Origin of the sequence: Halorientalis litorea, assembly GCF_023028225.1 — an archaeon.
Lineage (GTDB): Archaea > Halobacteriota > Halobacteria > Halobacteriales > Haloarculaceae > Halorientalis > Halorientalis litorea.
In genome coordinates this window covers 2414940-2438745 of record NZ_CP095482.1, presented here as the reverse complement: position 1 = coordinate 2438745, position 23806 = coordinate 2414940, and the positions used below count along the sequence as shown (strand labels likewise).

General features: G+C 67.0%; 28 protein-coding genes. 11 read left to right on the top strand and 17 right to left on the bottom strand.

The features are described 5' to 3' along the window. Nucleotides 1–81 precede the first annotated feature (81 nt). The gene (locus MUG95_RS13095) at nt 82–1839 is read left to right on the top strand and encodes a sensor histidine kinase (protein WP_247008509.1); all 1758 of its coding nucleotides are present in this window, start codon (nt 82–84) and stop codon (nt 1837–1839) included. An 11-nt stretch (nt 1840–1850) separates the two neighbouring features. Here MUG95_RS13095 and cysS read toward each other — a convergent pair whose 3' ends face one another. Next, nucleotides 1851–3332: a cysteine--tRNA ligase gene (gene cysS / locus MUG95_RS13090; protein WP_247008507.1), complete on the bottom strand. Its 1482-nt coding sequence runs from the start codon at nt 3330–3332 to the stop codon at nt 1851–1853. A gap of 33 nt (nt 3333–3365) precedes the next feature. Continuing rightward, on the bottom strand, nt 3366–3860 hold the full coding sequence (locus tag MUG95_RS13085; RefSeq protein WP_247008505.1) for a DUF7523 family protein: 495 nt from the start codon (nt 3858–3860) through the stop codon (nt 3366–3368). 158 nt (nt 3861–4018) lie between these two features. Between MUG95_RS13085 and MUG95_RS13080 the strand changes: the two genes are divergently transcribed. The 4 genes from MUG95_RS13080 (at nt 4019) to MUG95_RS13065 (ending at nt 5844) form a co-directional block, all read left to right on the top strand. Continuing rightward, nucleotides 4019–4165 (top strand): hypothetical protein, encoded by a 147-nt coding sequence (locus tag MUG95_RS13080; protein ID WP_247008503.1) that lies wholly within the window; start codon nt 4019–4021, stop codon nt 4163–4165. 49 nt (nt 4166–4214) lie between these two features. Next, complete coding sequence (locus MUG95_RS13075) at nt 4215–5096, top strand: CbiX/SirB N-terminal domain-containing protein (RefSeq protein ID WP_247008501.1); 882 nt, start codon at nt 4215–4217, stop codon at nt 5094–5096. A 65-nt stretch (nt 5097–5161) separates the two neighbouring features. Then, a complete protein-coding gene (locus MUG95_RS13070; RefSeq protein ID WP_247008500.1) occupies nt 5162–5533 on the top strand; it encodes an ArsR/SmtB family transcription factor in 372 nt (123 codons plus the stop codon). A gap of 2 nt (nt 5534–5535) precedes the next feature. Next, nucleotides 5536–5844, top strand: a complete 309-nt coding sequence (locus tag MUG95_RS13065; protein WP_247008498.1) for a DUF7521 family protein — start codon at nt 5536–5538, stop codon at nt 5842–5844. Here the strand turns inward: MUG95_RS13065 and MUG95_RS13060 are convergent. After that, nucleotides 5841–7034, bottom strand: a complete 1194-nt coding sequence (locus MUG95_RS13060) for a LolA family protein (protein WP_247008496.1) — start codon at nt 7032–7034, stop codon at nt 5841–5843. The genes MUG95_RS13065 and MUG95_RS13060 overlap by 4 nt on opposite strands. A 381-nt stretch (nt 7035–7415) precedes the next feature. Here MUG95_RS13060 and MUG95_RS13055 point away from each other — a divergent pair, with 381 nt between their 5' ends. Next, on the top strand, nt 7416–8507 hold the full coding sequence (locus MUG95_RS13055) for a DR2241 family protein (RefSeq protein ID WP_247008494.1): 1092 nt from the start codon (nt 7416–7418) through the stop codon (nt 8505–8507). An 11-nt stretch (nt 8508–8518) separates the two neighbouring features. Here MUG95_RS13055 and MUG95_RS13050 read toward each other — a convergent pair whose 3' ends face one another. Further along, nucleotides 8519–9079: a DUF7524 family protein gene (locus MUG95_RS13050; protein ID WP_247008492.1), complete on the bottom strand. Its 561-nt coding sequence runs from the start codon at nt 9077–9079 to the stop codon at nt 8519–8521. A 42-nt stretch (nt 9080–9121) separates the two neighbouring features. Next, the gene (locus MUG95_RS13045) at nt 9122–9316 is read right to left on the bottom strand and encodes a methytransferase partner Trm112 (RefSeq protein ID WP_247008490.1); all 195 of its coding nucleotides are present in this window, start codon (nt 9314–9316) and stop codon (nt 9122–9124) included. A 155-nt stretch (nt 9317–9471) separates the two neighbouring features. Between MUG95_RS13045 and MUG95_RS13040 the strand changes: the two genes are divergently transcribed. Next, complete coding sequence (locus MUG95_RS13040; RefSeq protein WP_247008488.1) at nt 9472–9756, top strand: DNA-directed RNA polymerase subunit L; 285 nt, start codon at nt 9472–9474, stop codon at nt 9754–9756. Nucleotides 9757–9758: 2 nt separating this feature from the next. Here the strand turns inward: MUG95_RS13040 and MUG95_RS13035 are convergent, their stop codons facing one another. The 3 genes from MUG95_RS13035 to MUG95_RS13025 form a co-directional block, all read right to left on the bottom strand. Next, complete coding sequence (locus tag MUG95_RS13035) at nt 9759–10631, bottom strand: hypothetical protein (protein ID WP_247008480.1); 873 nt, start codon at nt 10629–10631, stop codon at nt 9759–9761. Nucleotides 10632–10633: 2 nt separating this feature from the next. Then, nucleotides 10634–11449: an imidazole glycerol phosphate synthase subunit HisF gene (gene hisF, locus MUG95_RS13030; protein ID WP_247008478.1), complete on the bottom strand. Its 816-nt coding sequence runs from the start codon at nt 11447–11449 to the stop codon at nt 10634–10636. Nucleotides 11450–11525: 76 nt separating this feature from the next. After that, entirely contained in the window at nt 11526–12029 is a 504-nt protein-coding gene (locus MUG95_RS13025; protein ID WP_247008476.1) for a hypothetical protein, read from the bottom strand. Nucleotides 12030–12125: 96 nt separating this feature from the next. On the opposite strand from MUG95_RS13025, the gene MUG95_RS13020 reads away from it, so the two are divergent. After that, a complete protein-coding gene (locus tag MUG95_RS13020) occupies nt 12126–12311 on the top strand; it encodes a DUF7550 family protein (protein ID WP_247008474.1) in 186 nt (61 codons plus the stop codon). Here MUG95_RS13020 and purL read toward each other — a convergent pair. The 4 genes from purL to MUG95_RS13000 all read right to left on the bottom strand — a co-directional run bounded on the left by purL (nt 12308) and on the right by MUG95_RS13000 (nt 17260). Continuing rightward, nucleotides 12308–14452 carry a phosphoribosylformylglycinamidine synthase subunit PurL gene (purL, locus tag MUG95_RS13015; protein WP_247008472.1) on the bottom strand — a complete coding sequence of 715 codons (2145 nt, stop codon included), beginning with the start codon at nt 14450–14452 and terminating at the stop codon, nt 12308–12310. The genes MUG95_RS13020 and purL overlap by 4 nt on opposite strands. A gap of 88 nt (nt 14453–14540) precedes the next feature. Then, nucleotides 14541–16343 carry a cbb3-type cytochrome c oxidase subunit I gene (locus MUG95_RS13010; protein ID WP_247008470.1) on the bottom strand — a complete coding sequence of 601 codons (1803 nt, stop codon included), beginning with the start codon at nt 16341–16343 and terminating at the stop codon, nt 14541–14543. 164 nt (nt 16344–16507) lie between these two features. Next, nucleotides 16508–16792, bottom strand: coding sequence for a DUF6684 family protein (locus MUG95_RS13005; RefSeq protein ID WP_247008468.1), 285 nt, complete (start codon nt 16790–16792; stop codon nt 16508–16510). 51 nt (nt 16793–16843) lie between these two features. Continuing rightward, nucleotides 16844–17260: a DUF7541 family protein gene (locus MUG95_RS13000; RefSeq protein WP_247008466.1), complete on the bottom strand. Its 417-nt coding sequence runs from the start codon at nt 17258–17260 to the stop codon at nt 16844–16846. 103 nt (nt 17261–17363) lie between these two features. Here MUG95_RS13000 and MUG95_RS12995 point away from each other — a divergent pair, with 103 nt between their 5' ends. Then, entirely contained in the window at nt 17364–18497 is a 1134-nt protein-coding gene (locus tag MUG95_RS12995) for a halocyanin domain-containing protein (RefSeq protein WP_247008464.1), read from the top strand. Between the two features lie 33 nt (nt 18498–18530). Here the strand turns inward: MUG95_RS12995 and MUG95_RS12990 are convergent, their stop codons facing one another. After that, entirely contained in the window at nt 18531–19061 is a 531-nt protein-coding gene (locus tag MUG95_RS12990; protein ID WP_247008462.1) for a type II toxin-antitoxin system RatA family toxin, read from the bottom strand. Between the two features lie 106 nt (nt 19062–19167). Between MUG95_RS12990 and MUG95_RS12985 the strand changes: the two genes are divergently transcribed. Beyond that, nucleotides 19168–19902 carry an NAD(P)/FAD-dependent oxidoreductase gene (locus MUG95_RS12985; protein ID WP_247008460.1) on the top strand — a complete coding sequence of 245 codons (735 nt, stop codon included), beginning with the start codon at nt 19168–19170 and terminating at the stop codon, nt 19900–19902. 94 nt (nt 19903–19996) lie between these two features. Here the strand turns inward: MUG95_RS12985 and MUG95_RS12980 are convergent, their stop codons facing one another. Then, the gene (locus MUG95_RS12980) at nt 19997–20515 is read right to left on the bottom strand and encodes an SCP2 sterol-binding domain-containing protein (RefSeq protein ID WP_247008458.1); all 519 of its coding nucleotides are present in this window, start codon (nt 20513–20515) and stop codon (nt 19997–19999) included. A 110-nt stretch (nt 20516–20625) separates the two neighbouring features. Beyond that, complete coding sequence (gene trpB / locus MUG95_RS12975; RefSeq protein WP_247008456.1) at nt 20626–21774, bottom strand: tryptophan synthase subunit beta; 1149 nt, start codon at nt 21772–21774, stop codon at nt 20626–20628. 116 nt (nt 21775–21890) lie between these two features. On the opposite strand from trpB, the gene coaBC reads away from it, so the two are divergent. Next, a complete protein-coding gene (gene coaBC / locus MUG95_RS12970; RefSeq protein WP_247008454.1) occupies nt 21891–23051 on the top strand; it encodes a bifunctional phosphopantothenoylcysteine decarboxylase/phosphopantothenate--cysteine ligase CoaBC in 1161 nt (386 codons plus the stop codon). 47 nt (nt 23052–23098) lie between these two features. Here the strand turns inward: coaBC and MUG95_RS12965 are convergent, their stop codons facing one another. Then, the gene (locus MUG95_RS12965; protein ID WP_247008452.1) at nt 23099–23533 is read right to left on the bottom strand and encodes a type II toxin-antitoxin system VapC family toxin; all 435 of its coding nucleotides are present in this window, start codon (nt 23531–23533) and stop codon (nt 23099–23101) included. Beyond that, nucleotides 23534–23779, bottom strand: a complete 246-nt coding sequence (locus tag MUG95_RS12960) for an AbrB/MazE/SpoVT family DNA-binding domain-containing protein (protein WP_247008444.1) — start codon at nt 23777–23779, stop codon at nt 23534–23536. Nucleotides 23780–23806 lie beyond the last annotated feature (27 nt).

Genomic DNA, 23806 nt, shown 5'->3' with positions numbered 1-23806 from the left:
GGCAGGCCGCAGTCGGCCGCCCACGGTTGCGTGCGGTGAGGTGACCGAAAGGCACGTGAGGACGGATTCCGCAGGGACGGTATGGCTGTGACGACCCTCTGGCCGGTCCTCGGTTCGTTCGCGGCGGCCGGGGGGACAGTCGCACTCGGGGCGTATCTCTGGCGGCGGCGGGGGCAACCCGGCGCGACGTGGTTGCTCGCCGTCTTCGGGGTTCAGTTCCTCCTGACGGCGGGATACGGGGTCGGGTTCCTCGTCTTCGACGGGACGCTACGGTTGGGGATAGAGATGCTGTTCTGGGTGTCGTACATCTGGCTCGGGACGCTGTTCGTCGGCTTCGGACTCACCTACACCGGGCGCAGGTACGTCATCCGGTCGCCGTACTTCGCCGCGCTCACGCTGTTCTCCGTGGCCCTGACTCTGCTCGTCGTGACGAACCCGGTTCACAACCTCGTCTGGAGTGAGTTTACTGTCGTGTCTGTCGGCGGCCTCTCGGCCGTGACGTTCGAGCGGCAAGCCGGTGCGCAGTTGATTCTCGGGGTGACGAGTCTCGGGGCGAGCGTCGGGACGCTCCTGCTCGTCGACACCATCCTCAGCTACGGGAAGTTGTACCGGAGGGAGGCACTCGCAGTCGCGCTCAGCCCGCTCCCGCCGGGCATCGGCTTCGTCGTCTGGACCTTCGGGGTCAGCCCGTTCCCCGGCATCAACATCGCGCCGGTCCTCTTCGTCCTCCACGTCGTCCTCGACGCGTACGCGTTCGTCGGGAGCGGGATGTTCGAGTTCCACCCCGCGACGCGCCGCGTCGGCAACCGGGCGGCCATCGCGGACCTCGGGAACCCCGTCGTCGTCGTCGACGACCAGCGTCGGGTCGTCAACCTCAACCCGGCGGCAGAGGACGCGTTCGGGTTGTCCCAGCAGACCGTCCTGACGCGACGGTTCGAGGACTGCTACACGGGCGACACCGTCGACCCGACCGTCGACAGGCAGGACGTCGAGGTCAGGACCGACACCGGACGGCGGGTGTTCCGGGTCACGTCGACGGGCCTGTACGACAGCACGGAGACGCATCTGGGCCACACCCTCGTCTTTCAGGACATCACCGACGAACGCCAGCGCGAGCAACGCCTCGCGGTCCTGAACCGCGTCCTCCGGCACAACCTCCGCAACGACCTCAACGTCGTGAAACTCCACCTCGACCACATCGGTCAGCAGACCGGCGAGGACCTCGAAAACAGCGTCGAGACTGCTCGACGGAACGTGGCGGACCTCGTCGCCCTCGGCGAGAAGGCACGGGCCTTCGAGCGCGTGGCCGACGCGGGCGAGGACGACGTTGTCGCCGTCACCGAGGTGGTCGAGGACGTCGTCTACGACGCGCGGACGGACGCCGAGGCGACGAGCATCGAGGTGCGGGGGACCGACTCGGCACTCGCCCGGACGAAGCGGCCGATGCTCGAAGTCGTCCTCTCGAACCTCGTGGAGAACGCGGTACAGCACGGGACGCCCGACGCGGCGCCCCAGCAGACGGCCCGGGCCGACGGCGCGACCGCTGACGGCGAGGCACGGGGCGACCACCCCGACGTACTCGTCACGGTAGCCGCCGACCCGGAGACTGTCTCGGTACGCGTCAGGGACTGGGGGCCGGGGATTCCGGAGCAGGAACTGGCGGTCATCGAGGACGGGGACGAGTCGGCACTCGAACACGGGAGCGGCCTCGGACTGTGGCTGGTCTCGTGGGGCGTCACGTCGCTCGGCGGCGACCTGTCCTTCGAGACCGGTGCGGACGGAACGACCGCGATAGTCGAGTTGCCCGTCGTCGCCGCTGACTCCGCGGTCACCGAGTGACCGCCGCGCGCTCAGAACCGCGCGACGGGGCCGTCGTCGGTGTCCTCGACGGTGACGCCGAGGGCTTCGAGTTCGTCGCGGAGTTCGTCGGCACGCTCGTAGTTGCCGGCCTCGCGTTCGCGCTCGCGGACCGACAGCACGAGGTCGGCCAGTTCCTGTGCGACCCGGACCTCGCCCTCGGTGTCGCCCGCGAACGAGAGGCCGAGGACACCCTCGCCGAACTCCTCGAACGTCTCGACGGCCCGGCGGAGGCCGACGTAATCGTACGCGTCGTGGTCGTCGACGTGGGCGTTGACAGCACCCGCGAGTTCGAGCAGGGCCGCCAGCGCGGCGCGGGTGTTGAAGTCGTCGTTCATCGCCGTCTCGAACTCCTCGCGGGTCTCCGCGACGGCCGCACGGAGCGTGTCGTCGGCGGCCTTCGTGTGTGCGTCGACGCCGTCGGCGGCCTCGACGGCGCGGCGGTACCCACCGTCGAGTCGGTCCCACCGCTCGCTGGCCTCCCGCACCGTCTCGGTGCTGTAGGTGGCCCGTCCCCGGTAGGCCGTCGAGAGCAGGAGCGTGCGGGCGACGTTCGTCCCGTGTTCACCGACGAACTCCGCGACGGTGGAGAAGTTGCCCAGCGAGGAAGACATCTTCTCGTCTTTCGTTTCCAACAGGCCGACGTGGAGCCAGTAGCGCGCGAACGGCTGGCCCGTCGCGGCCTCGCTCTGGGCGATTTCGTTCTCGTGGTGGGGGAACACGAGGTCCTGTCCGCCGACGTGGATGTCGATGGTGTCGTCGAGGTGCGTCGTACTCATCGCCGAGCACTCGATGTGCCAGCCGGGCCGTCCCTCGCCCCACGGCGAGTTCCACGTCTGAGCGGTCGTACAGGCTTCCTCGGCGGGTGCGGCGTCCTCGTGCTGGTGGTCCGCGATGTCGCCCGGGGCGACGCCGTCGGCCTTCCAGAGCGCGAAGTCGGCCGGGTCGCGCTTCTCCCCGTGTTCGTCGGCGTCACCCTGGGCGTCAAGTTCGTCCACGTCCTGATTCGAGAGTTTGCCGTACTCCTCGAAGGCGGAGACGTCGAAGTAGACGGAGCCGTTGGCCTCGTAGGCGTAGCCCCGTTCGAGCAGTCGCTCCACGAGGTCGACTATCTCGGGGACGTGCTCGGAGACGCGGGGGTACACGTCGGCGCGCAGGAGGTTCAGCGACCGCATGTCCGCGATGGTGTCGGCGACGTACGAGCGAGCAACCTCGGCCTCGTTCGCCCCGTCCTCGCCGACGCGGGCGACGATTTTCTCGTTCACGTCGGTGAAGTTCTCGACGTGGCGCACGTCGTAGCCCAGCCACTCCAGCCAGCGGTGCATCACGTCGACGTGGACCCACCCGCGGGCGTGGCCCAAGTGTGCCGGGTCGGAGGTCGTCAGCCCGCAGTAGTAGAGCAGAACCGAGTCGGGGTCTGCAGGCTCGAACGCCTCGCGTTCGCCGGTCAGCGTGTTGGTCACGCGTAGCGTCATTACCAGCGACAAGCGCGGGCCGCGATTTCAACGCTACGGTCCCGTGGGGACGGCGTCGAGCGCGTCCTCGACGACCCGAAGCGCGTCGGCCCCGTCGCGTCGTTCGACGACGACGATAAGCGTCTCCGTGCCGACGCCCGCCGCCGTCGGAGTCACGTCGGCCGTCGCCAGTCGTCCGAGGACGTGCGTGAGTACGTCGGCGTCGACGGCCCCGGTCGCGACGATGGCCGTCAGCGACCCGGCCCCCGGGGCGAGCGACGTGTCGCCCACAGTCAGGAGCGCGTCGTCGCCCTCGTCGGCCGGGCCGAGACCGCTCTGCATACTCACAGGCGCGTCGGTTGCGACCGTTTGGCGGTCCGGGAGGTCCTCGGCGTACCGACGGAGGGCCGCGACGACGGCGTCCCGGTCGTCGGACCCCACGTCGAGGTAGCGCGCGGCGGCGGCGTAGTTCACCACGCCCGCCCGGAGTGCCGCGTGGAGGAACGGTTCGGCCGCGACTGCCTCGCGGGTCCGTTCGGCGAGTGTCATACCCGTTGCGGGGTCGCCCGGCGAGAAAAACACAGGGGGTCGCGGAGCGGGGGTAATAAAGGCCCACAGGACTGTGGGCGGGAGGCTATGGATGATACTCCCTACCACATCAGATGTCAGCGGTCGTCCGGGAGTTCGGACGGCCGGACACCACAACCATGACCGACTCACTACCAGACTGCGCGACGGACTGCCCGCATCGCAAAGACGTAAGCAACGCCTGTGGCCACGAGTTCGGCCAAGCACTCGTCGGCGAGTTCACCGAGAACCCCGGGATGACCTGCCCGTTCACGGAGGGGGACTGACGAGGGCGGAGACGAAGTTCCTAAGGCCGCTGTCCCCGTACACGCATCCATGGAAGAGGCTATAGTCGTCGTCGCTCACGGGTCACACCTCAACGCCGGGTCGAGCGCGCCGACGTTCGCCCACGCCGACACCGTCCGCGCCGCCGACGCGTTCGCGGAGGTTCGTGAGGGGTTCTGGAAGGAAGAACCGTCCTTCCGCGAAGTGTTGCGGACCGTCGACGCCGAGGAGGTGTACGTCGTTCCCCTGTTCATCAGCGAGGGGTACTTCACCGAACAGGTCATCCCTCGGGAGTTGCGCTTGGAGGAGTGGGACGAGAACGCGTGGGAGTCGGACGGCACCTCCGCCACCCACGCCACGCTCACTGCCGCCGATACCGGTCAGACCGTCCACTACTGCGGGCCGGTCGGCACCCACGACGCGATGAGCGACGTCATCGTCCAGCGCGCCGAGTCCGTGACCGGCGACCCGGACGTGGGCGACGGGTTCGGCCTCGCCGTCGTCGGCCACGGCACCGAGCGCAACGAGAACTCGGCGAAGGCCATCGAGTACCACGCCGACCGCATCCGCGCGATGGACCGCTTCGACGAGGTGCGGCCGCTCTACATGGACGAAGACCCGGAAGTCGACGACGTGACCGACTTCTTCGAGAGCGAGGACATCGTCGTCGTCCCGCTGTTCATTGCGGATGGCTACCACACGAACGAGGACATTCCCGAGGACATGGGGCTGACCGACGACTACCGGACGGGGTGGGAGACGCCCGCCGAAGTCGACGGTCACCGTGTCTGGTACTCGGGTGCGGTCGGCACGGAGGCACTGATGGCCGACGTGATACTCGAACGTGCCGCCGATGCCGGGGCCGACGTGGACGACGCCATCGAGCGGGTCCGCGAGCGAACGAGTAGCGGCGAGTCCGCCGTCGGTGACTGACCGCGTTTTTCAGACCCGGAAACCGACGGCTGTTATTTAAACGCTAGCCGGTCGTCTGTCGAACCGTGAGTGAGGATTGGGAGTTGGCCGAGGTCCTCGACCTCCTCAGCGATGAGTACGCCCGCTCTATCCTCGCCGCGACGAGCGTCGAACCCATGTCCGCCAAACAGCTCGCAGAACAGTGTGACGCGTCCCTCCCGACCATCTACCGCCGGGTCGAGCGACTGCAGGAGTACGACCTCCTCGAGGAGCGCACGCGCGTAGACCTCACCGGCAGCCACCACAAGATGTACTCCGCGACGCTCTCGGAGTTCTCGATGGACCTCGAAGACGGCGGCTACGAGGGGACCATCGAGCGCGTCTCCCGCGCGGATTTCCCGGGCGAGGACGAGACCGACACCGCAGACCGATTCACCGAGATGTGGGAGAACCTCTGACCATGCTCGGGACTGCACTCCTCGACTGGGCCATCGTCACCCTCGCGTTCGGCTCGACAGTCGTGGGGAGTTACGTCGGCTATCAGGCCTACCGTGGGTTCCGCCGCAACCGGAGCAGACCGATGCAGTTCCTCGCCGTCGGGCTGTTCCTGCTGACTGCCGTGTCCTTCGTCCTCGCGTTCGTCGGGTCGGTCCTCCTCCGGCAGGGGCTCCTCCCGCTGGTCTACGACCGACCGCTGACCCTCGTGACGCGGGCTATCCAGTTCCTCGGCGTCCTCTTCATCGCGTACTCGCTACACCAGCGGCCCTAACTACAGGCGACCGACTCCGCCACAGCGAGGACGCGCTCGCGCGAGACGCCCGACCCCCGGACCGTGTACCGGTAGGCCGGGCAGTTCCACGAGACGGAGACGGTCGAACCGAGCGACAGCACCGCTTCCCGTCCCGCGACGGTCACCCGCTTGTCCCCGCCACGCACCGGATACGTGAGGTTGTACTTGGCGACGGAGAGCGTCGACGTGGCGTTGACGTACTGGAGGCCGACACCGCGGGCTTTTCCGGTCGTCTGTGACGCGTACACCAACTCGAACGTCGCCGGTAGGTCGGGGTCGGGGACCGAGATGTCGGTCGAGGCCCGGAGCGCGGCGATGCTCCCGTGGGTCGTCACCTCCGGCGTCGGCGGACGTTCGACGGTGGCGTTCCGGGGCGGGTCGAACTGGAACGTTTCCGGCGAGAGGCCGGGGTCGAAGGTGACGTTCGTGTACGTCGTCGTCACGGTGACGCGCTCGCCGTCGTCCGTCCACGCGGTGCGGTGTTTCAGCGGGAAGAAGTGTTCCGTGTCGACCCACAGCGTCTGCTCGTACCCCGACGAGGCGGCCGAAGTGAGACGGAGGACGTACGTCTCCCGGCCGTCAACGCTCGCAGTCCCGTTGTAGCTGACGCCGTGATTGGCAGAGCCAGTCACTGATTCCGACACCGGCGGACCCGCCCCGGAGTGAGGGACGACCGGGAGCGGGTCGACGCCCGGCGTCACCGGAACCGCAGTCGTCTCGTCGGGGTCGGTCACGTTCAGTCGAGTAAACAGTCGCTCGATGCGGGCACCCCGACTCGTCGCGTCGGTGTCGGGCGAGAGCGGAAGCATCGTCGCGGTGTTCCCGTCGCGGTCGTAGAGCCAGAGGACCGTCCCGTTCGAGACACGCCGCTCGTATCGTCGACTCGGGCCGTGCGTAATCACCGTCCGTTGCTTCCCGGTCCCGGGCCGGAGGGAGACGTGCGCGACGGTTCGACGCCGCTCGTCGCCGTGCTCGATGACTGTCGTCTCCGTCGCGTCGAGGCCGTCGAGTGCGGCGTACCGTTCGGAAGCGTTCGTCCCGAGCGGCGTGCTGTCGGTACTGCTCGCGGCCCCCGGAAACCACAGACCCAGAACGAGGACGGTCCCGACGAGTGTCACGCCGACGAGGGTGAGGACCGTGCGCCCGGCGGGGAAGGAGACGGACGGCATCGGTCGTTGACGGTTGGTTAGAGAGCAGTCACATAGTCGTTTCGAGATTGACAGGCCAGCCGCTCGGCCGGGACGAGGCCGTGGTCGGAGGGAAGCGTGGCGAGGTATCGAAAGGCAGGTGGGAGGGGTGCGTGGTCGGGTGACCAACCGTGTCTACCGGGGACCGTCGGTGGAGGGCCGAAACGGAGACGGGCGGGCATGGCCCCGGATAGACCGGGCGACGTGCCACGCAACTTCTCGTAGATGCCCTATCCATGTAAACCGGCGTCGAGGCTTTCCGACCCGGAAAGTGGCCCAAAAGTTTAAATACCACAAGCAGTCGTCGGCCGGTGTTCGGACCGAAGGGGCGAGTTTATTCGGCTGGCGTCCCTCGAATCGGATATGACCGAACGGGCGGTAGAGCGTCTCCTCGACGCCGCGGCCGACGGTGTGGAGTGCGACGGGCTACGGGCGACGACCACCGACGAGGGCTACACGTTCGAGACTCCCGACACCGAGCGTGCGGGCCTCACCGAGGCGGAGTTCCGGGCAGTCGCCGCCGACCACGAGGCGTACGTCACCAACTGGCTGTTCTGGACCGACCGCGCCCCGCGAGGCGAGGCGCGCCGTGCGTTCCTCCGATGGCTCGAAGCGGCCGACGAGCGGTCGGTGCCCGAACGGGACGACGCGCTCAGCGAGGGTCTGACCCGGGAGTGGGGACAACTCCACCTCACCGTCGAACGCGTGGACGGTGACCGCACGTACCACGTCCGTCACGTGGACGACACCGGGACGGACGCCGCCGAGTTGGAGCAGTACGAGGACTCGCTCGACGCCCGGACGCTGGCGAAACACGACGACGACGGCCGCTATCGGCCGCTGAAGACCGCACCGACGCTCCAGACCGGGTGGCACTACCCCGACCTCGGACCGACCGACGCCGTCGAAGTGGTCGAGTTCCTCTACCCCGCGACGATAGCGAACTGGTACCAAGAGCGCGAGGGCGAACTCGACGTGACCCACTGGCACGAGACTGTCGAACGCCAGACCGGTATCTACGGCGTCATCGAGACGTGGGACCGACAGGACGGCCACGACCACGTCGACCGGGTCGCCGAGGCCTGCTGTGCCGACTCACAGTGTCTGAAGCGGCGCGAGTGGGAGTACGACGAGGACACCGACCTCGACGTGGACGGCGGCGACGGGACGTTCCCCTGTCGGGAACCCTGTTCGCTGGTCGTCGCGGCGGCACGCCAGTGGACGAAACTCGAAGGCGAGCAGTCACGGACCTACGAGTTCGAGTTGACGCCGAGCGAGAAAGAGCAACTCGAAGACATCGTCGACGCCGTCGCCGACGGCCGGACGGACGAGATACGCGAGGCCGACGTGTACGACGGCGCGAACCGCTACCGGACCCGCTACTTGCGTGCGAAACTGTTCGACGACGACGGGAACCTCTGTGGCGTCCCAACGGAACAAGAGAACGGCGACTGAACGTCCAGCGGCTACCGGAACAGCGTCAAACCGGCCACGAAGACGGCGACGACGACGGCGACGGCACCGACGGTGACGAGGAGGTTGTCGACGAGGACGGCCGCACCGAGCGCGAGGGCGAGGGCGACGGCAGCGAACACGAGGAGCGGCAGGGTCGGTCGGTCGGCGAGTGGAGACTGCTCTCTCGGCCCGGACTCGTACCGCTCCGGTTGTGGCTTGCCGAGTTCCTCGTCCACCTCGACGCCGGTGTCGTCGTCGGACTCGGTGACGCGAACGTCGACCCAGCGAGTGACCGCACCGTAGCCCGAGACGATTTTTATCTTTCCGCGGACCGGTCCGGCACCGTGCACTGCGACGGGAATCTCCGCCGTCTCGTTGGCCCGGACGTAGTGGTTCGTCGCCTCGACGGCCGCTATCTCCGAGAGTCCGTCGTCTAAGTGGACGTGAACCCTAGACGCCTCACCGTGGTTTCGGACGGCGAGGACGAACGAGTCGTCCGTCTCGAAGGCGTCCGGCACCTCGAGCGAGTGGAGGTCCCGCTGGTTGAGATGCACGGGTAGCGTATCGGGCACGGACGACAGTGCGCGTGGCGGGGAGAAAAAGGTTCAGGGCGGTTACGCCGGGGACCCCTCGCGCATGTCCGGCGGCAGGAGGTTCGGCACGCCGTCCTCTATCGGGTACGCCTCGCCACACTCCGTACAGACCAGTCGACCCTCCAGTATCTCGTCGTCGTCCTCCCGAATCGTCTCCAGTTCGAGGTCGTGCTTGTCGAGTGGGCAGCAGATGATGTCCATCAGGTCCTCGCGCATACGCACATTCGGGCGCGGCGACTCAAAAGCGTACTGCTACCCGGCGGCCCGTCCGGACGAGAGGGGACGGACTGCACGCGGCCGTGGCGACGACGCTCGCGCCCGCGAGTGTCGGCTTCGTAACCTTCAATGCCGCCAAGGGTCAGGTGATGGGTATGGAACTGCGGGTCATCGAGAACACCGACACCGAACTCTCTATCGAAATCGCGGGCGAGGACCACACGTTCATGAACGTCCTGAAGGGCGCGCTGTTGGAGATGGACGGCGTCGAGGCCGCCACCTACGACGTGAACCCCGAGCAGTCCGGGGGACAGACGGAACCGATTCTCACCATCAAGACCGAGGAAGACGTGGACGCACTGGACGCACTGGAAGACGGTGCCGAGCGTGTCATCGACAAGGCGGCCGACTTCCGGGACGCCTACCAAGGCGCGGCCTGACTCTAGCAGACCAGTTGGGCGACGAACACGCGCCCGTCCGGTCCGGCGTGGACATCGACTCCGGTGAGCCCCCGCTCCGCCGCAATCGTCGGGTCCGGTGCGTCCGGGGCGGCGAGCAACTCCTCGGCGAAGTCCGTCGCCGTCGTGTCGGCCGACCCCTCACCGAGTGGCGACGCCGTCGAGAACTGCACGAGCGAAGGCGTCACGTCGCCACAGGCGTCACCGAGTTCCGAGCGCACCCGGTCGCCCGCTGGCCCGTCACCGTTATCGTAGGTCGCCCGCACCCGCTCCTGGTTGATGTACGTCGCCGCGTCCCGCAACTGCTCGTCGCGCGTGAGTTCGTCGCCGCCCTCGGCGGTCCGGCGGTCGTTCAACCCTGCGACGTAGGCCGTCCCCACCTCGGACAGCGAGATGCCGTTCGCAGTCGTCGCGTTGCCCGGGACTGGCCCCGGTGGCGTGATACCCGGGACAGTCACCACGCCGAGGAATCCCAGCGCGAGGACGACGACGAGGGCACCGACGCCGACGAACCCGAGGACGAGTTTCGCGTCGAGCACGTCGAGGTAGCCCACGTCCGCGCTGGGCGAGCGGTCACCGTTCGTCTCGTCGAGCATCTCCGAGACGACTGCCTCCTCGTCGAAGGTCTGTTCGCGGCGTTCGAGCGGACCGCTCCCACAGCGGTCACACGGCGGCGTGTTCTTCGGGTGGTCGTTACCACACTCCGTACAGACCCAAACGTACGTGGTCGCCGCGTCGTCGTCGGCTTCGGGTGCCATCGGGACGACCGCCTTCTCGAACTCGCTGTGCCCACAGTTGTCACAGGGCGGGTCGTTGCGCTCGTGTGGCTTCCCGCAGTAGGTACATCTGAACTTCACGGCTACAGCCGAACGGGGACGCCCCGCTCGTCGAGATACTCCTTGGTCTCGCGGATGCTGTACTCGCCGAAGTGGAAGATAGAGGCCGCGAGGCCAGCGTCCGCGCCCGCCTCGGTGAACACCTCGTACATGTCTTCGGGGCCGCCACAGCCGGAGGAGGCGATGACGGGCGTCGAGACGGCGTCACAGACGGCCGTCGTCAGCGGGATGTCGTAGCCGTCCTTCGTGCCGTCGGCGTCGATGGAGTTGACGAACAACTCGCCCGCGCCGCGCCGTTCGGCCTCCTCGGCCCACGATACCACGTCGACGCCCGTGCCCTCGCGGCCGCCCTTGACCGTACACTCGAACCAGCAGGACTCGCCGTCGACGTCGACGTAGTGGTCCCCCTGCTCGTCGTACCTGCGGCGGGCGTCCACGCTGATGACGATACACTGGTTCCCGAACGCCTTCGCCCCCTCCGTGATGAGTTCCGGGCGTTCGAGCGCGCCGGTGTTGATAGATACCTTGTCCGCGCCCGCCCGTAGCGTTTCCTTGATGTCCTCGCGCGTGCGGATACCCCCACCGACGGTCAGCGGGATGAACACCTCGTCCGCGATGGACTCGACGACGTGGAGCATCGTCTCCCGACCCTCGGCCGAGGCGGTGATGTCGAGAAAGACGAACTCGTCGGCTCCGGCCTCGTTGTACTTTTTGGCCATCTCCACTGGGTCGCCGGTGTACTGCAGGTCCTCGAAGTTGACACCCGTGTACACCGCCGGGTTCCCGTCCTCGTCCACGTCCACGTCGATGCACGGGATTATCCGCTTCGTCAGGGTCATTCCTACCCGGGCGTACGCGGCCGGCTCTCAAAAGGAGTCCGACACGTGTGCCGCGACACCGCCCGGGGGCCGGCCCTCACTGCGACGGGTCGGTTCCGGTGCCGACCGACTGCTCCGTCGCGTCGTGGTCCGGGTCGGGACCAGTGGCCGACAGGCCGGCTTGCCGGTAGCCGAGGACGGCCGCGCCGACGAACAGTAGCGCGCCCAGCGCGAGCAGGTACGGTTCCGCACCGAAGACGCGTCGTCCCGTCGTACCACCTGCGACCGGCAGGCCCGTGTAGAGTTCGGGCGTCAGGTAGTAGCTAACCGCACGGCCGACGTAGAACAGGACGATGCCGCCGACTGCGAGGGGGAGGACGGCCGCCCGTCGCCAGCGGGCCGACGCGAGCGCGCCGACGAGGGCGAGTCCGCTCAGACGGGCGAGGAGACGCTCCTCGTGGTTCAGGTCCCGACCCCACCCCGTCACGATGGTCGAATCGTACATCGGTCTGAAGTGGAGCAGTTCCGTGTGAATACCGACGACGACCGCGGCGAGCCCGGCAGCGGCGACACCGGCCGGGAGGAGGGCACGGTAGTTCATACCACGACAGAGGCGGGTGGTGACAGTAAATCTATGGGTTGGCAGGGGTCGGTCAGTTCCGACATACAGAAGTACGTCCCGTCGGAACGGGCGGGTATGAGCGACGACCACGACGAGGACCGGCCGGAGTACGACCCAGAGAGCCCGACGGTCCCGGAGAAGGAACCACCGCTCCGCAGTACCGCCCCACAAAGTGAGTTCACGATGAGTCAGGTCGGCTTCGGGTTCGTCGTCCTCGTCGTCGGCCTCGCCGTCACGTTCGGCCTGCCGCTCCTGTTCTAACCGTCGAGTTCGCGCTCGATGACCGACCGCAGGTCCGCTATCGCCTCGGCCCCGTAGTGGAGCGTCTCGTCGTCCGCCGTCAACGAGAGCGCGCCCGAGTCGTCCGCCGCCCCGATACGCTGGACGGGTGCGATGCCGTCGAACGCATCCTCGACGGTATCCGGGTCCGCCGTCTCGACGACGACGCGGCCGGGTTGCTCGTGGAAGAGTCGGTGAGCGGGTGTCCCCGCACCGTCGAGAGTCACGTCCGCGCCGGTGTCGCCGGTGACCATCTCGGCGAGCGTCGCCGCCAGCCCGCCGTGACTCGCGTCGTGGACGGCGAGCGTCTCCTCGAAGTCCGCCACGTCGGCCAGTGTCTCCACGAACGCCGGTCGCTGGTCGGGGAGTTCGGGGAAGCGGTCGCTCCCGCCGAACTGTGCGAGGTACTCCGACCCGCCGAGCCGTGGGTCGGCCGCACCCGCCACGGTCCGGTCGTTGACGACCAGAATCTCGCCCTCACCCGAGAGTTCCGCCGGCGGGGCGTCATACCCCTCCTTGGTGCCGACCATCGCGAGCGTCGGCGTCGGCGGGATGGGGCCGCTCGGGGAGTCGTTGTACAGCGAGACGTTCCCGCCGACGACGGGCACGTCGAGTTCGTCGCAGGTGTCGGCGAGGCCGTCCACGATGCTCTTGAACGCGCCGTACACGTCCGGTTTCTCGGGATTGCCGCCGTTGAGGCAGTCGACGGCCGCCAGCGGCGTCGTCCCCTTCGCCGCGAGGTTCGTCGCGTTCTCCAAGGCGACGGCGCGCGCGCCGTCGTACGGTGCCGTGTCGGTCCAGTTGGGGTCCGCACCGGACGAGAACGCGAGGCCAGTCTCGGCGTCCCTGACGGCCAGCAGTGCCGCGTCGTCGCCCGGCGGGACGGCCGTGCGGACCTGCACCTCGTGGTCGTACTGGCGGTACACCCACCGCTTCGAGGCGGTGTTCGGACTGCCGACGACGGCCTCGAACGCCGAGTCGAGGTCCGGGGCCGGCAGGTCCCGGTCCGGTTCGGGCGGTTCCTCGGCCGGGAGGTCGTTCATCGGCGCGCCGTCGCCGAGGAACTCGGCGGGGGCGTCCACGACCGTCTCGCCCTCGAACTCACAGACGTAGTTGCCCTCGGTCACCTCGCCGATGACCGAACAACCGAGGTCGAACCGCTCGGCGATGTCCGCGACGGCGTCGACGTTCTCGGGGGTGACTTCGTAGGCCATCCGCTCTTGGGACTCGGCCAGCAGAATCTCCAGCGCGTTCATGTTCGGCTCACGCTGGTGGACGCGTTCGAGTTCGATGTGCGCGCCGAGGCCGCCCTTGGCCACCAACTCGCTCGTCGCGCCGCCCAGTCCCGCCGCGCCGAGGTCACGGGCCGACTCGACGAGGCCCTCGTCCACGAGTGCCTCGTTTGCCTCGATGAGGAGCTTCTCGGTGTAGGGGTCACCCACTTGGACGGCGGGGCGGTCCTCGGTTTCGGCGTCCTCGGAGAGGTCCTCGCTGGCGAAGGAGGCCCCACCGAGTCCGTCGCGACCGGTCGCGTTGCCGACGAGGACGAGTTTGTTCCCCGGGTCCTGTGCCTCGGCGGTGACGAGTCGCTCCTCGTTCGTCAGGCCGATACAGGCGACGTTCACCAGCGGGTTCCCCTCGTAGTCCTCGTGGAAGGCGACGCTCCCGGTGACCGTGGGGACGCCAATACAGTTCCCGTAGTGGCTGATGCCCTCGACGACACCCTCGAAGAGGTACTTGGAGTGTTCGCGGTCGAACTCGCCGAAGTACAGCGAGTCCGCCAGCGCGATGGGGTAGGCACCCATCGAGAGGGTGTCCCGAACGATGCCGCCGACGCCCGTCGCCGCGCCGTCGAACGGGTCGACGTACGAGGGGTGGTTGTGGCTCTCGATGCCCAGCGTGATGTACGTCTCGCCGTCGGGGAGCGCGACGACGGCGGCGTCGTCACCCGGCCCGACGACCACGTCGTCGCTCTCGCTCTCGAAGGCCGAGAGCAGCGGCCGCGAGGAACGGTACGCGCAGTGTTCGCTCCAGAGGTTCTCGAAGAGCGCGGCCTCTGCCGGCGTCGGGTCGCGGTCGAGTTCCGCGGTGACCAACTCGCGGTCCGCGTCGGACAGACTCATTGGGAGTGGGTAGCCACAGGCCGGCTAAATCGCTTTCCATGTCGACAGTGCGGGTCGGCGAATCGGCGCGTCTGAAAAGGGAGCGCGGTTACTCGTCCGCTGCGTCCGGAGCGTCTTCGTCGGCGGCGTCGGTCGGTTCGCCGCCGTCGGTTGCCACGTCTTCTTCCTCACCGCCGTCCGCGAGGGCGGTTTCGAGGCGGTTCTCGTGCCAGACGTACTCGCGACCGTACAGTTCCGGGGCCTCCTCCTTGAGGTTCCACGGGTCCGGTCCGACGTGGGGGCCTTCGAGCCACGACTGGACGATGTTCCAGACGAATATCAACTGGCCGACCAGCAGGATGGTCGCGCCCACCGTCGCCACGAGGTGGAAGTTGATGACCTGCGCCAGCGGCGCGATGGCCGCGTCGAACTCGTAGGTGGCGTACCGGCGGGGCATCCCGAGGTAGCCCAGCACGAGCATCGCGAAGAACGTGATGTTCGTGCCGATCATCGAGAGCCAGAAGTGCCACTTGCCGAGTTTGCGCTGGTACATCCGGCCCGTGAAGATGGGGAACCAGTAGTAGATGCCCGCGAAGACGGCGAAGCCGATGACCCCCATCACGATGTAGTGGAAGTGGCCGACGACGTAGTACGTGTCGTGGAGCACCTTGTCGACGGGAATGGCGGCGAGGAACACGCCGGTCACGCCACCGATGATGAAGTTCGAGACGAACCCGATACAGAACAGCATCGGGGCGGTCAGGCGGATTTTCCCGTTCCACAGCGTCGTAATCCAGTTGAACGTCTTGACTGCACTCGGTATTGCGATTGCTAAGGAGACAGCCATGAACGAACTGGCCAGGCGCACGTCCATGCCCGTCGAGAACATGTGGTGAGCCCAGACGCCGAAGCTCAGGACGCCGATGGCCAGCGTCGAGTAGACGACGAACTTGAACCCGAACAGCTTCCGGCCCGCAAAGCGGGGCAGGATGTAACTGACGAGTCCCATCGGCGGGAGGACGAGAATGTACACCTCGGGGTGGCCGAAGAACCAGAACAGGTGTTGCCACAGCAGTGCTCCGCCGCCGTCGACGGTGAAGAACGTCGTGGCGAGGTTCCGGTCCATCAGGAGCATGATGAGCGCGCTCCCCAGCAGCGGGAACGCGAACAGGATGAGTGCGGACTGGGTGAGGATGGTCCACGAGAAGATGTCGAGGTTGGCCCAGTTCACGTCGTCACCACGCTCGGTGAAGATGGTCGCGATGAAATTGATTGCCCCCATCGTGGCCGCGACGCCCGTGAGGTGTAGGCCGAGCAGCATCAGGTCCGCCCCGGCCTGTGTCTGCTCGATGGAGAGGGGTGCGTACATCGTCCACGACGTCTGTGAGGCACCGATTCCGGGAATGAGGAACCCGCCCCAGACGAGCAGGGCACCCGGCGGGAGGAGCCAGAACGCGATGGCGTTGATGCGCGGGAACGCCATGTCGTCCGCACCGATGAGCAGCGGGACGAAGTAGTTCGCGAAGGCCGCGATTATCGGCGTCCCGAACAGGAACAGCATCGTGATGCCGTGACTCGTCAGAATCGCGTTGTAGAACGAGTTCTCGATTATCGCACCGCTCGGCACGACCAACTGGGCACGGATGAGAAACGCCATGAGGCCGCCAACCGCGAAGGCAAGGACAGCGTACACTCCGTAGAGAATGCCGATGTCCTTGTGGTCGACAGTCGTGAGCCACCGCACGATGCCAGCCGGTTTCTCCCGGTGAACGGTGGTCGATTCCTCGCCGAGAGCACCGCCGCCAGCGAGCGGGGTGTACGACCGCCAGTTCTCGAGGCGCGTCGAGAGCGCCACGATAGCCACGAGGAGCGCCCCCATGAGTACCGTCAACGCTAGCTGTTCTCCAGCCATGTTATCCGACTCTCAGGACTGAGGGATAAAGAAAGGTTCCATTCGCCGCCCGGTCAGCGACCGGTGGTCGTCGTGCCATGCGATTCGTCCCGACGACGCGCGCCGGAGTGGCGGCTCTGCCCTGTCGCCGAATCGACGACCCCGTACTGCGCACTAGAAGAGCGTCAGGCGGTCGATTCGTCGGTTTCCGCGTCGGTACCTTCGGCGGCTTCGGCGGCCTCCATCTCCGCTTCCGCGTCGGAGATGGCTTTCCCCGCGTAGTAGGTGAGGATGGTGAGAAGGACGAACATACTGCCGACGATGGCGAACTGGATGGTCGAGATGACCGGGTCCCAGCCGAACGGGTTCACCACGATGAACGCGAGGATGAAGAACCCGAGGATACCGAGCGGGATGACGTTGACAGTGAGGTCGAGCAACGTTTCCCGGTCGAACGGAGTCAGTCCCATGATTCGGGATTTCAGGAGGACAGTAAATAGAGTGTCGAAATCGGACGGTGGTCAGGCCTCGACGACGGAGGTGTCGAGTGCGCGGCCCGTCCCACCGGCCACGAGGAGGATTGCACCGGCGAGCGCGATTGCGAGCGCGCGCGGAACGAGGGTCCCCGCGGTGCCGGGGCTGGCGACGGCAGCGGCCATCACGTCGAACGCGAACCCGACCTCAGAGACGACGAGGCCGCCACCGATGGCCGAGAGCGCGATGCCGAACCCGACGAGTGGCCACCAGAGTCCGGCGGTGTACCCGGACTCGTTGAGGATGCCGGCGACGCTCCCGGCGAACAGCAGGAGACCACCGACCGCGATGGCGAAGATGCCGACGATGATACCGACCTCCGAGAGTGCGAGGCCGACGGCGACGAACACCGGCCACGGGCTCGCTCTTCGGTACTGAGCACTCAATCCGGGGTCTTCGTCCATACAACCGTGTTAGGACTTGCCCGACAAATGCCCGTCGGAACCGGCCGACGCGAGGCGAGAGTGAATCAACATATTCACTACGGCCCCCACCAAACGCCCGAGCATGAGCAACCGTAACGCGGGCGTCTCGCGGCGCGGGTTCCTCGCCGGCGCGGCGGGGGGCGCGGCAGTCGCGACAGCAGGGACTGCGGCCGGGCAGGAAACGACGACGGGACAGGGCACCGACGCCGGGACGGCGACGGGCACTGCCGAGGGCGAGGAACGCCCCGACTTCGGCGGCTACCTCGACGACGTGGGGAACTTCACGGGTATCGAGGACCTGCGCGGAGAGGACGAGGTGACCGTCGAAGTCGGGGCGCAGGGCAACGGCGGCGCGTTCGCGTTCGCCCCGCCGGCTATCCACGTCGACCCCGGAACGACCGTCGTCTGGGAGTGGACCGGCGAGGGCGGCCAGCACAACGTCGTCCACGAGGGCGGCGACTTCGAGAGCGAACTGGTCGGAGACGCGGGGACCACCTTCGAGTACACCTTCGACGAAGACGGCGTGTACAACTACTACTGCCAACCACACAAGGCACTCGGGATGAAGGCAGCCGTCGTCGTCGGCTCCGACTACCCGACGACGACCGACCCGCTCCCGGGACAGGACAGCACCGAGACGCCCACCGAGGGAGGCGGTGGAGAGGGCGACGGCGAGAGCGGCGGCGGTGGCGGCGGTGAACCCGACTTCGGCGGCTACCTCAGCGACGCGAACAACTACGACGGCGTGGTCGACGCGACCGGACAGGACGAGGTGACCGTCGACGTGGGTGCTGGCGACACGGGCCTCGCGTTCGGCCCGGCGGCGGTCCACGTCGACGCGGGCGCGACAGTCGTCTGGGAGTGGACCGGCGAGGGCGGTGCCCACAACGTCGTCGCCGAAGACGCCGACTTCGAGTCGGGGTCGCCCGTCGGACAGGCCGGCAACACCTACGAGTACACCTTCGAGGAGGACGGCGTCTACAACTACTACTGCCAGCCTCACAAGGGCAGTGGCATGCTCGGCTCCGTCGTCGTCGGCACCGACTACCCCACCGTCGGCGGCGATAGCGGTGGCGGCGGTGGCGGCGGTGGCGGACCGTCGTTCCCCGACAGCGCGCTGTCCATCGGCGTCGCGACGTCGTTCGTGATGTCCGCGACGCTCGGCCTCGCGTACTTCTTCATGAAGTACGGTGGCGACTACGAGACACCGCAGTAGCGACGACGAGAATCAGCAGTCGGCACAGCCGCCTCACACGGAGTCCGGCGTGGCGTGTATTTCTAAGTCGACGGGTCGCGTCTCCCCTTCGAGGTCGGCGACGATTCGCTCGACGACCCGCTCCGCCTCGCCCTGAATCAGCGGTTTCGCCTTCTCGATGACCCAACTGATAGAGACGAATCGGGGCAGTTCGAGGGTGTCCGAGTCGGCGGAGTCGGGGTGAAACGTCACCCGGAGGCGGACCCGGCAGGCGTGGTCCTTGCCGTCGGGTGCCGCCTCGGGGAGTGGTTCGACGTTCCAGTGCCCCTCGGCGTCGATGTCTTTGATTATCTGCCAGTCCACCTGGTGTGGCGGGTCGATATCGGTGACCTCCGAGTGGGCAGTGTAGGTCAGTTTCCACCACGCGAACTCCATGTAGTACCGGGTTCCGGGAGTGCCGTCACCGGTGGCCCGCACCCGCTGGAGGTACTTCGAGTAGTTCGCGTACCCCGGGAAGTCCACGAGGAACTCGTACACTTCCTCGGGCGGCACGTAGACCACGGTGCTGACTTCGACTTCGTCCACACACAGATGTCGGCTGTCGGACCCGTAAGTATTCCGCAGGTCGACACGGCGACAGTCACGCCAACCCGACACCTTCTATTTCGGGTGGGTCGAACCCCGACCTGTCATGACCGAAACGCGAGACGTTTGCGTGGTCGGCGGGGGCGTCGCTGGCCTCACCGCCGCCGTCTACACCGCACGGCACGGCCTCGAAACGACCGTCTTCGACGGGGGCACGTCACTGCTCCGTCGGAACGCCCACCTCGAAAACGTCCCCGGCTTCCCGGCGGGCGTGAACTCGCGGCTCTTTCTCGACTTACTCGCCGAGCAGGCTGACCGGGCGGGGTGTGAACGGCGTGAGCAGACAGTCCAAGCGGTGTCCATCGCCGACGGGGGGTTCCGCGTCGAGACGGGAGACGGTGACACGCTCCGGGCAGACCACGTCGTCGCGGCGACGAAAAACGAGACGGACTACCTCGCGGATGTCGAGGGTGTCGGGTTCGTCCAACGTAGCAAGACGTTCGTGGACACGGACGAGCGGGGACGGACCGGCGTCGACGGCCTGTACGCCGCCGGGCGGCTGGCGGAGAAACCGCACCAGACGGCCGTCTGTGCGGGCCACGGTGCGGAGGTTGCGGTCACGCTCCTCGAAGAACACGACAGCGGCTTCTACCACGATTGGGTCGTCCCGGAGGGCTACTTCACTGACCGGGGGCGTGAGGTGCCGCCGGGCTGTGAGGAGATAGACGAGCGCGAACGCGAGCGACGCGAACAGGAGTCGCTGGCCGTCCTGCGGGAGTTCGTCGCCGACCCACACCCTGACGCCCCGGAGCAACATCCGAGTCTCGTAGACGAGGACTGAGGGCGGAGAGCGGTTCGGAGCGAGTCGCGTCGCTGGCCGGGTACTGTCCGAAAGAAAGCGTCGTTCGAGCGACCCGACGCCGAGGGCGACGGTGTTACTTGCCGTAGGCTTCGTGTGCGAACTCGGAGTCGATACCGGCCGCGACTTCCGTGAGGAGCGTCGCGGAGTCGGTGTACTGCAGAACTTTCTGCATGTCGCCGTCGAGGTCGAACTTCCCGGACATCATGCCATCGACGGCACCGATGTTGCCCTTGGTCAGTTCGACCCAGTTGTCGTAGGTCCCTTCGAGGACGAATCCGGCGTCTACCTCGTCGGGGCCGTGGATGAGTTCGGCACCAGTACACTCGCCGTCCTCCAGTCCGACGTAGGAGTACCCGACGTAGCCTTCGCCTTCCTGCTCTTCGATGTACTCGTCGAGTTCGTCCTGCAGGTGTTCGGGCATGGCGTCGATGTCGAGGTCGTCGACCGGCATGTTCGTCACCTTGAAGATAAAGTCGCCGTTGAAGTCGACGCCCCACCCTTCGGAGGATTCCGCGTACTCGTCGTTGTTGTTGATTGCGTCTTTATACGCGTCGAACCACTCTTGACTCGGGAATGAAATCTTGTCTGTCATGGCGTCACAAAATCCACAGGCTAGCCTCCTAAGTCTTCGTACATAATTTTATGGTGCATTTATACGGCCGGAAGGAGACGGGCGTTAAGGATGTTCCCGTCTTGTTGTTCTCACGACAAGTCGAAGTGTTCGGCGGCGGTCTGCATGTCCTTGTCACCGCGACCGCAGAGGTTCACGAGTAGGGTGTCGTGTTCGTCGGCGAGTTGCTTCGCGAGGGCGATGGCGTGGCTCGGCTCCAGTGCGGGGATGATGCCCTCGGCCCGACTGAGTTCGCGGAACGCGTCGAGTGCCTCGTCGTCGCTGATTGCGTGGTACTCGGCGCGCCCGAGCGACTGCAGCGCGGCGTGTTCGGGACCGACCGCAGGGTAGTCGAGGCCAGCACTCACCGAGTGGTTCTCGGTGTCCTCGTCGATGACCTTCGTCTTCATCCCTTGGAACACCTCGGTCTCCTCGGACTTCGAGAGGGGTGCGGAGTGCTGGTGCTCACCCTTGCCGCCGGGTTCGGCTCCGTGGAAGGCCACGTCGTCGTCTTTGAACGCGTGGAACAGCCCGATGGCGTTCGAGCCGCCACCGATGCAGGCGACGCAGGCGTCGGGCAGGTCACCGTGGAGTTCCTGAATCTGTTCGCGGGCCTCGTGCCCGATGACCGACTGGAACTCCCGCACCATCCGCGGGAACGGGTCCGGACCGACCGCGCTGCCGACGAGATAGTGGGTGTCGTCCATGTTCTCGGCGAAGTCTTCGAGCGAGGCGTCGACGGCCTCCGCGAGGCCCTCGTTGCCGCGGGTAACCGGCTCGACTTCGGCACCGAGCAGGCGCATCCGGAAGACGTTCATCTCCTGTCGGTTCATGTCCTTCCGGCCCATGTATACCTTCGTCGGGATGTCGAGGAGCGCGCCGACCATCGCCGTCGCGGTGCCGTGTTGGCCCGCACCCGTCTCCGCGATGAGCCGTTCCTTCCCGGCCTTCTTCGCCAGCAGTGCCTGCCCGAGCGTGTTGTTCAGTTTGTGCGCGCCGCCGTGGAGCAGGTCCTCGTGTTTGAGGTAGATGTCCGCGCCGTACATCTCGCTCAGCGTCTCGGCGTAGAAGACGGGCGTCGGTCGGCCGGCGAAGTGTCTCAGGTAGTACTGCAGGTCTTCCTGAAACTCCTCGGTATCGACCGTCTCGTCGAAAGCGTCGGCGAGTTGCTGGAGCGGTTCTTCGAGCGGTTCGGGGACGTGTCTGCCGCCGAACTCGTGGAACGTATGGGCGGGTGGCATACGGCCGTAGTTGCGAGCCATCCCGCATATGTGTTTGTGTCCGGGACGGGCGGCGAGCGGCGACGGTACCTCGCGGCCCCCGGAATTTACCACGGAGAGCCACCAACCGCCGTGCAATGCTCGATGGAGTGAACGTCGCACTCGGTATCTCGGGGTCCATCGCCGCGGTGAAGACGGTCGAACTCGCCCACGAACTGCGCCGTCGCGGCGCGACGGTCAGGGGCGTCATGACCGAGAGCGCGCGCGGCATCGTCCACCCGTGGGCCGTCGAGTTCGCCACCGAGAACCCCGTCGTCACCGAAATCACTGGACGAGTCGAGCACGTCGAACTCTGTGGCCGCGACGGGTGGGCCGACGTGTTGCTGGTCGCCCCCGCCACCGCGAACACCGTGGGGAAGATGGCGGCGGCCGTGGACGACACCACGGTGACGACGTGTGCGACGACGGCACTGGGTGCGGACGTACCGGTGGTCGTCGCGCCCGCGATGCACGAACCGATGTACGACCACCCCGGCGTGCTGGACACCATCGACCGCGTGGAGTCGTGGGGCGTCGAGTTCGTCGACCCGCGCATCGAGGAGGGGAAGGCGAAGATAGCGACGGAGGACGCCATCGTCACCGCCGTCGCACGGGCGACGACGCCGGACTCGCTGGCCGACCAGCACGTCGTCGTCACGAGCGGTGCCACCACCGAGTCCGTCGACCCCGTGCGGACGCTCTCGAACCGGGCGTCGGGAAAGACCGGACGTGCGGTGGCGAAAGCCTGCTGGATTCGCGGCGCGGACGTGACGCTCGTCCACGATGGGGACAACGTGCCCTACGCGGACGTGGAACGGGTCGAGAGTGCCGCCGAAATGCTTGCCGGCGTACAGGCCCACGCCGACGACGCCGACGCGCTGGTCTCGGCGGCGGCCATCTCGGACTACACCGTCGATGCCGCCGGTAAGAAGATTCGGTCGGGACAGGACGACCTCACCGTCGAGTTGACGCCGACGCCGAAACTCATCGACACCGTGCGCGAGGCCCACCCCGACCTCACCATCGTCGGCTTCAAAGTGGAGACGGAGGGCGGCGAGCGCGAGCTAATCGAGCGCGCCCGCGAGACGCTCCGGCGGGCGGGACTGGCCTTCGTCGTGGCCAACCGCGCCGACGTGATGGGCGAGGCCGAGACGGCGGCACTCGTGGTCCGAGAGGACGCGGCGGACGACTACGCCGGGAGCAAGTCGGGACTTGGCGCGCGTGTGGCCGAAGAGTTGGCGGCGGAGCTGGGTGCGTAGGCCCGAAGACTACGGTCGAATCTTCACGGGTCGAGAACGTGTCCCAGTCAGTCGGGGTCGTATGGATTGGTCGCGGTATCGAGGCGGTAGACGTCCGCGACGGCATCGAAGTCGTCGTCGAACGCGTAGAGGTATCCCAGCCCCTCGGCTTGCATGTGCGCGACGATGCAGGCGTCGACCAGCGAGAATCGCTCGTACTGGCGGAAGAGTGCTTTCGACGTGGCGAACGCGTCCGCAGTCAGGGAGTCGACGTGGAACCGCGCGTTCTCCTCGACGCGGTCGAGGAAGTCCACTGCGGCGTCGTGACCGGCCCGAGTCGTCAATCCGTTCAGCGTCTCCGCGAGCACGTAGTCGAGCACAACCGCTTCCGGGAGGTCACCGGAGTCGATTGCCTGTAGAATCGGAAGCGCGGCGTCGTGTGCACCGTCACGACGGTACGCCGCCGCGAAGAGGACGGTCGTATCGACCAGCGCACGAGGCATCTACTCGACGCCCCACGCGTCGTGGTCGGCCGTGACCGTCGTCCCGCGGTCACCGTCGTATCCCCCGAAGTCACTGAACGTCCCGCGACGCTGCTGGACGACTTCGACGCGGAGCGTCCCGTCGCCCTCGACGTGCCAGCGGAGTCTGTCACCGTCGTCGATATCGAGTTCGCGGCGGATGTGAGCGGGGATGTTCGCCTGATTCCCCGACACTTTGCTCTCCGACTCGGGACCCTCGCTACTCATACATCAAGCTAGAAGACGACGCGCCAT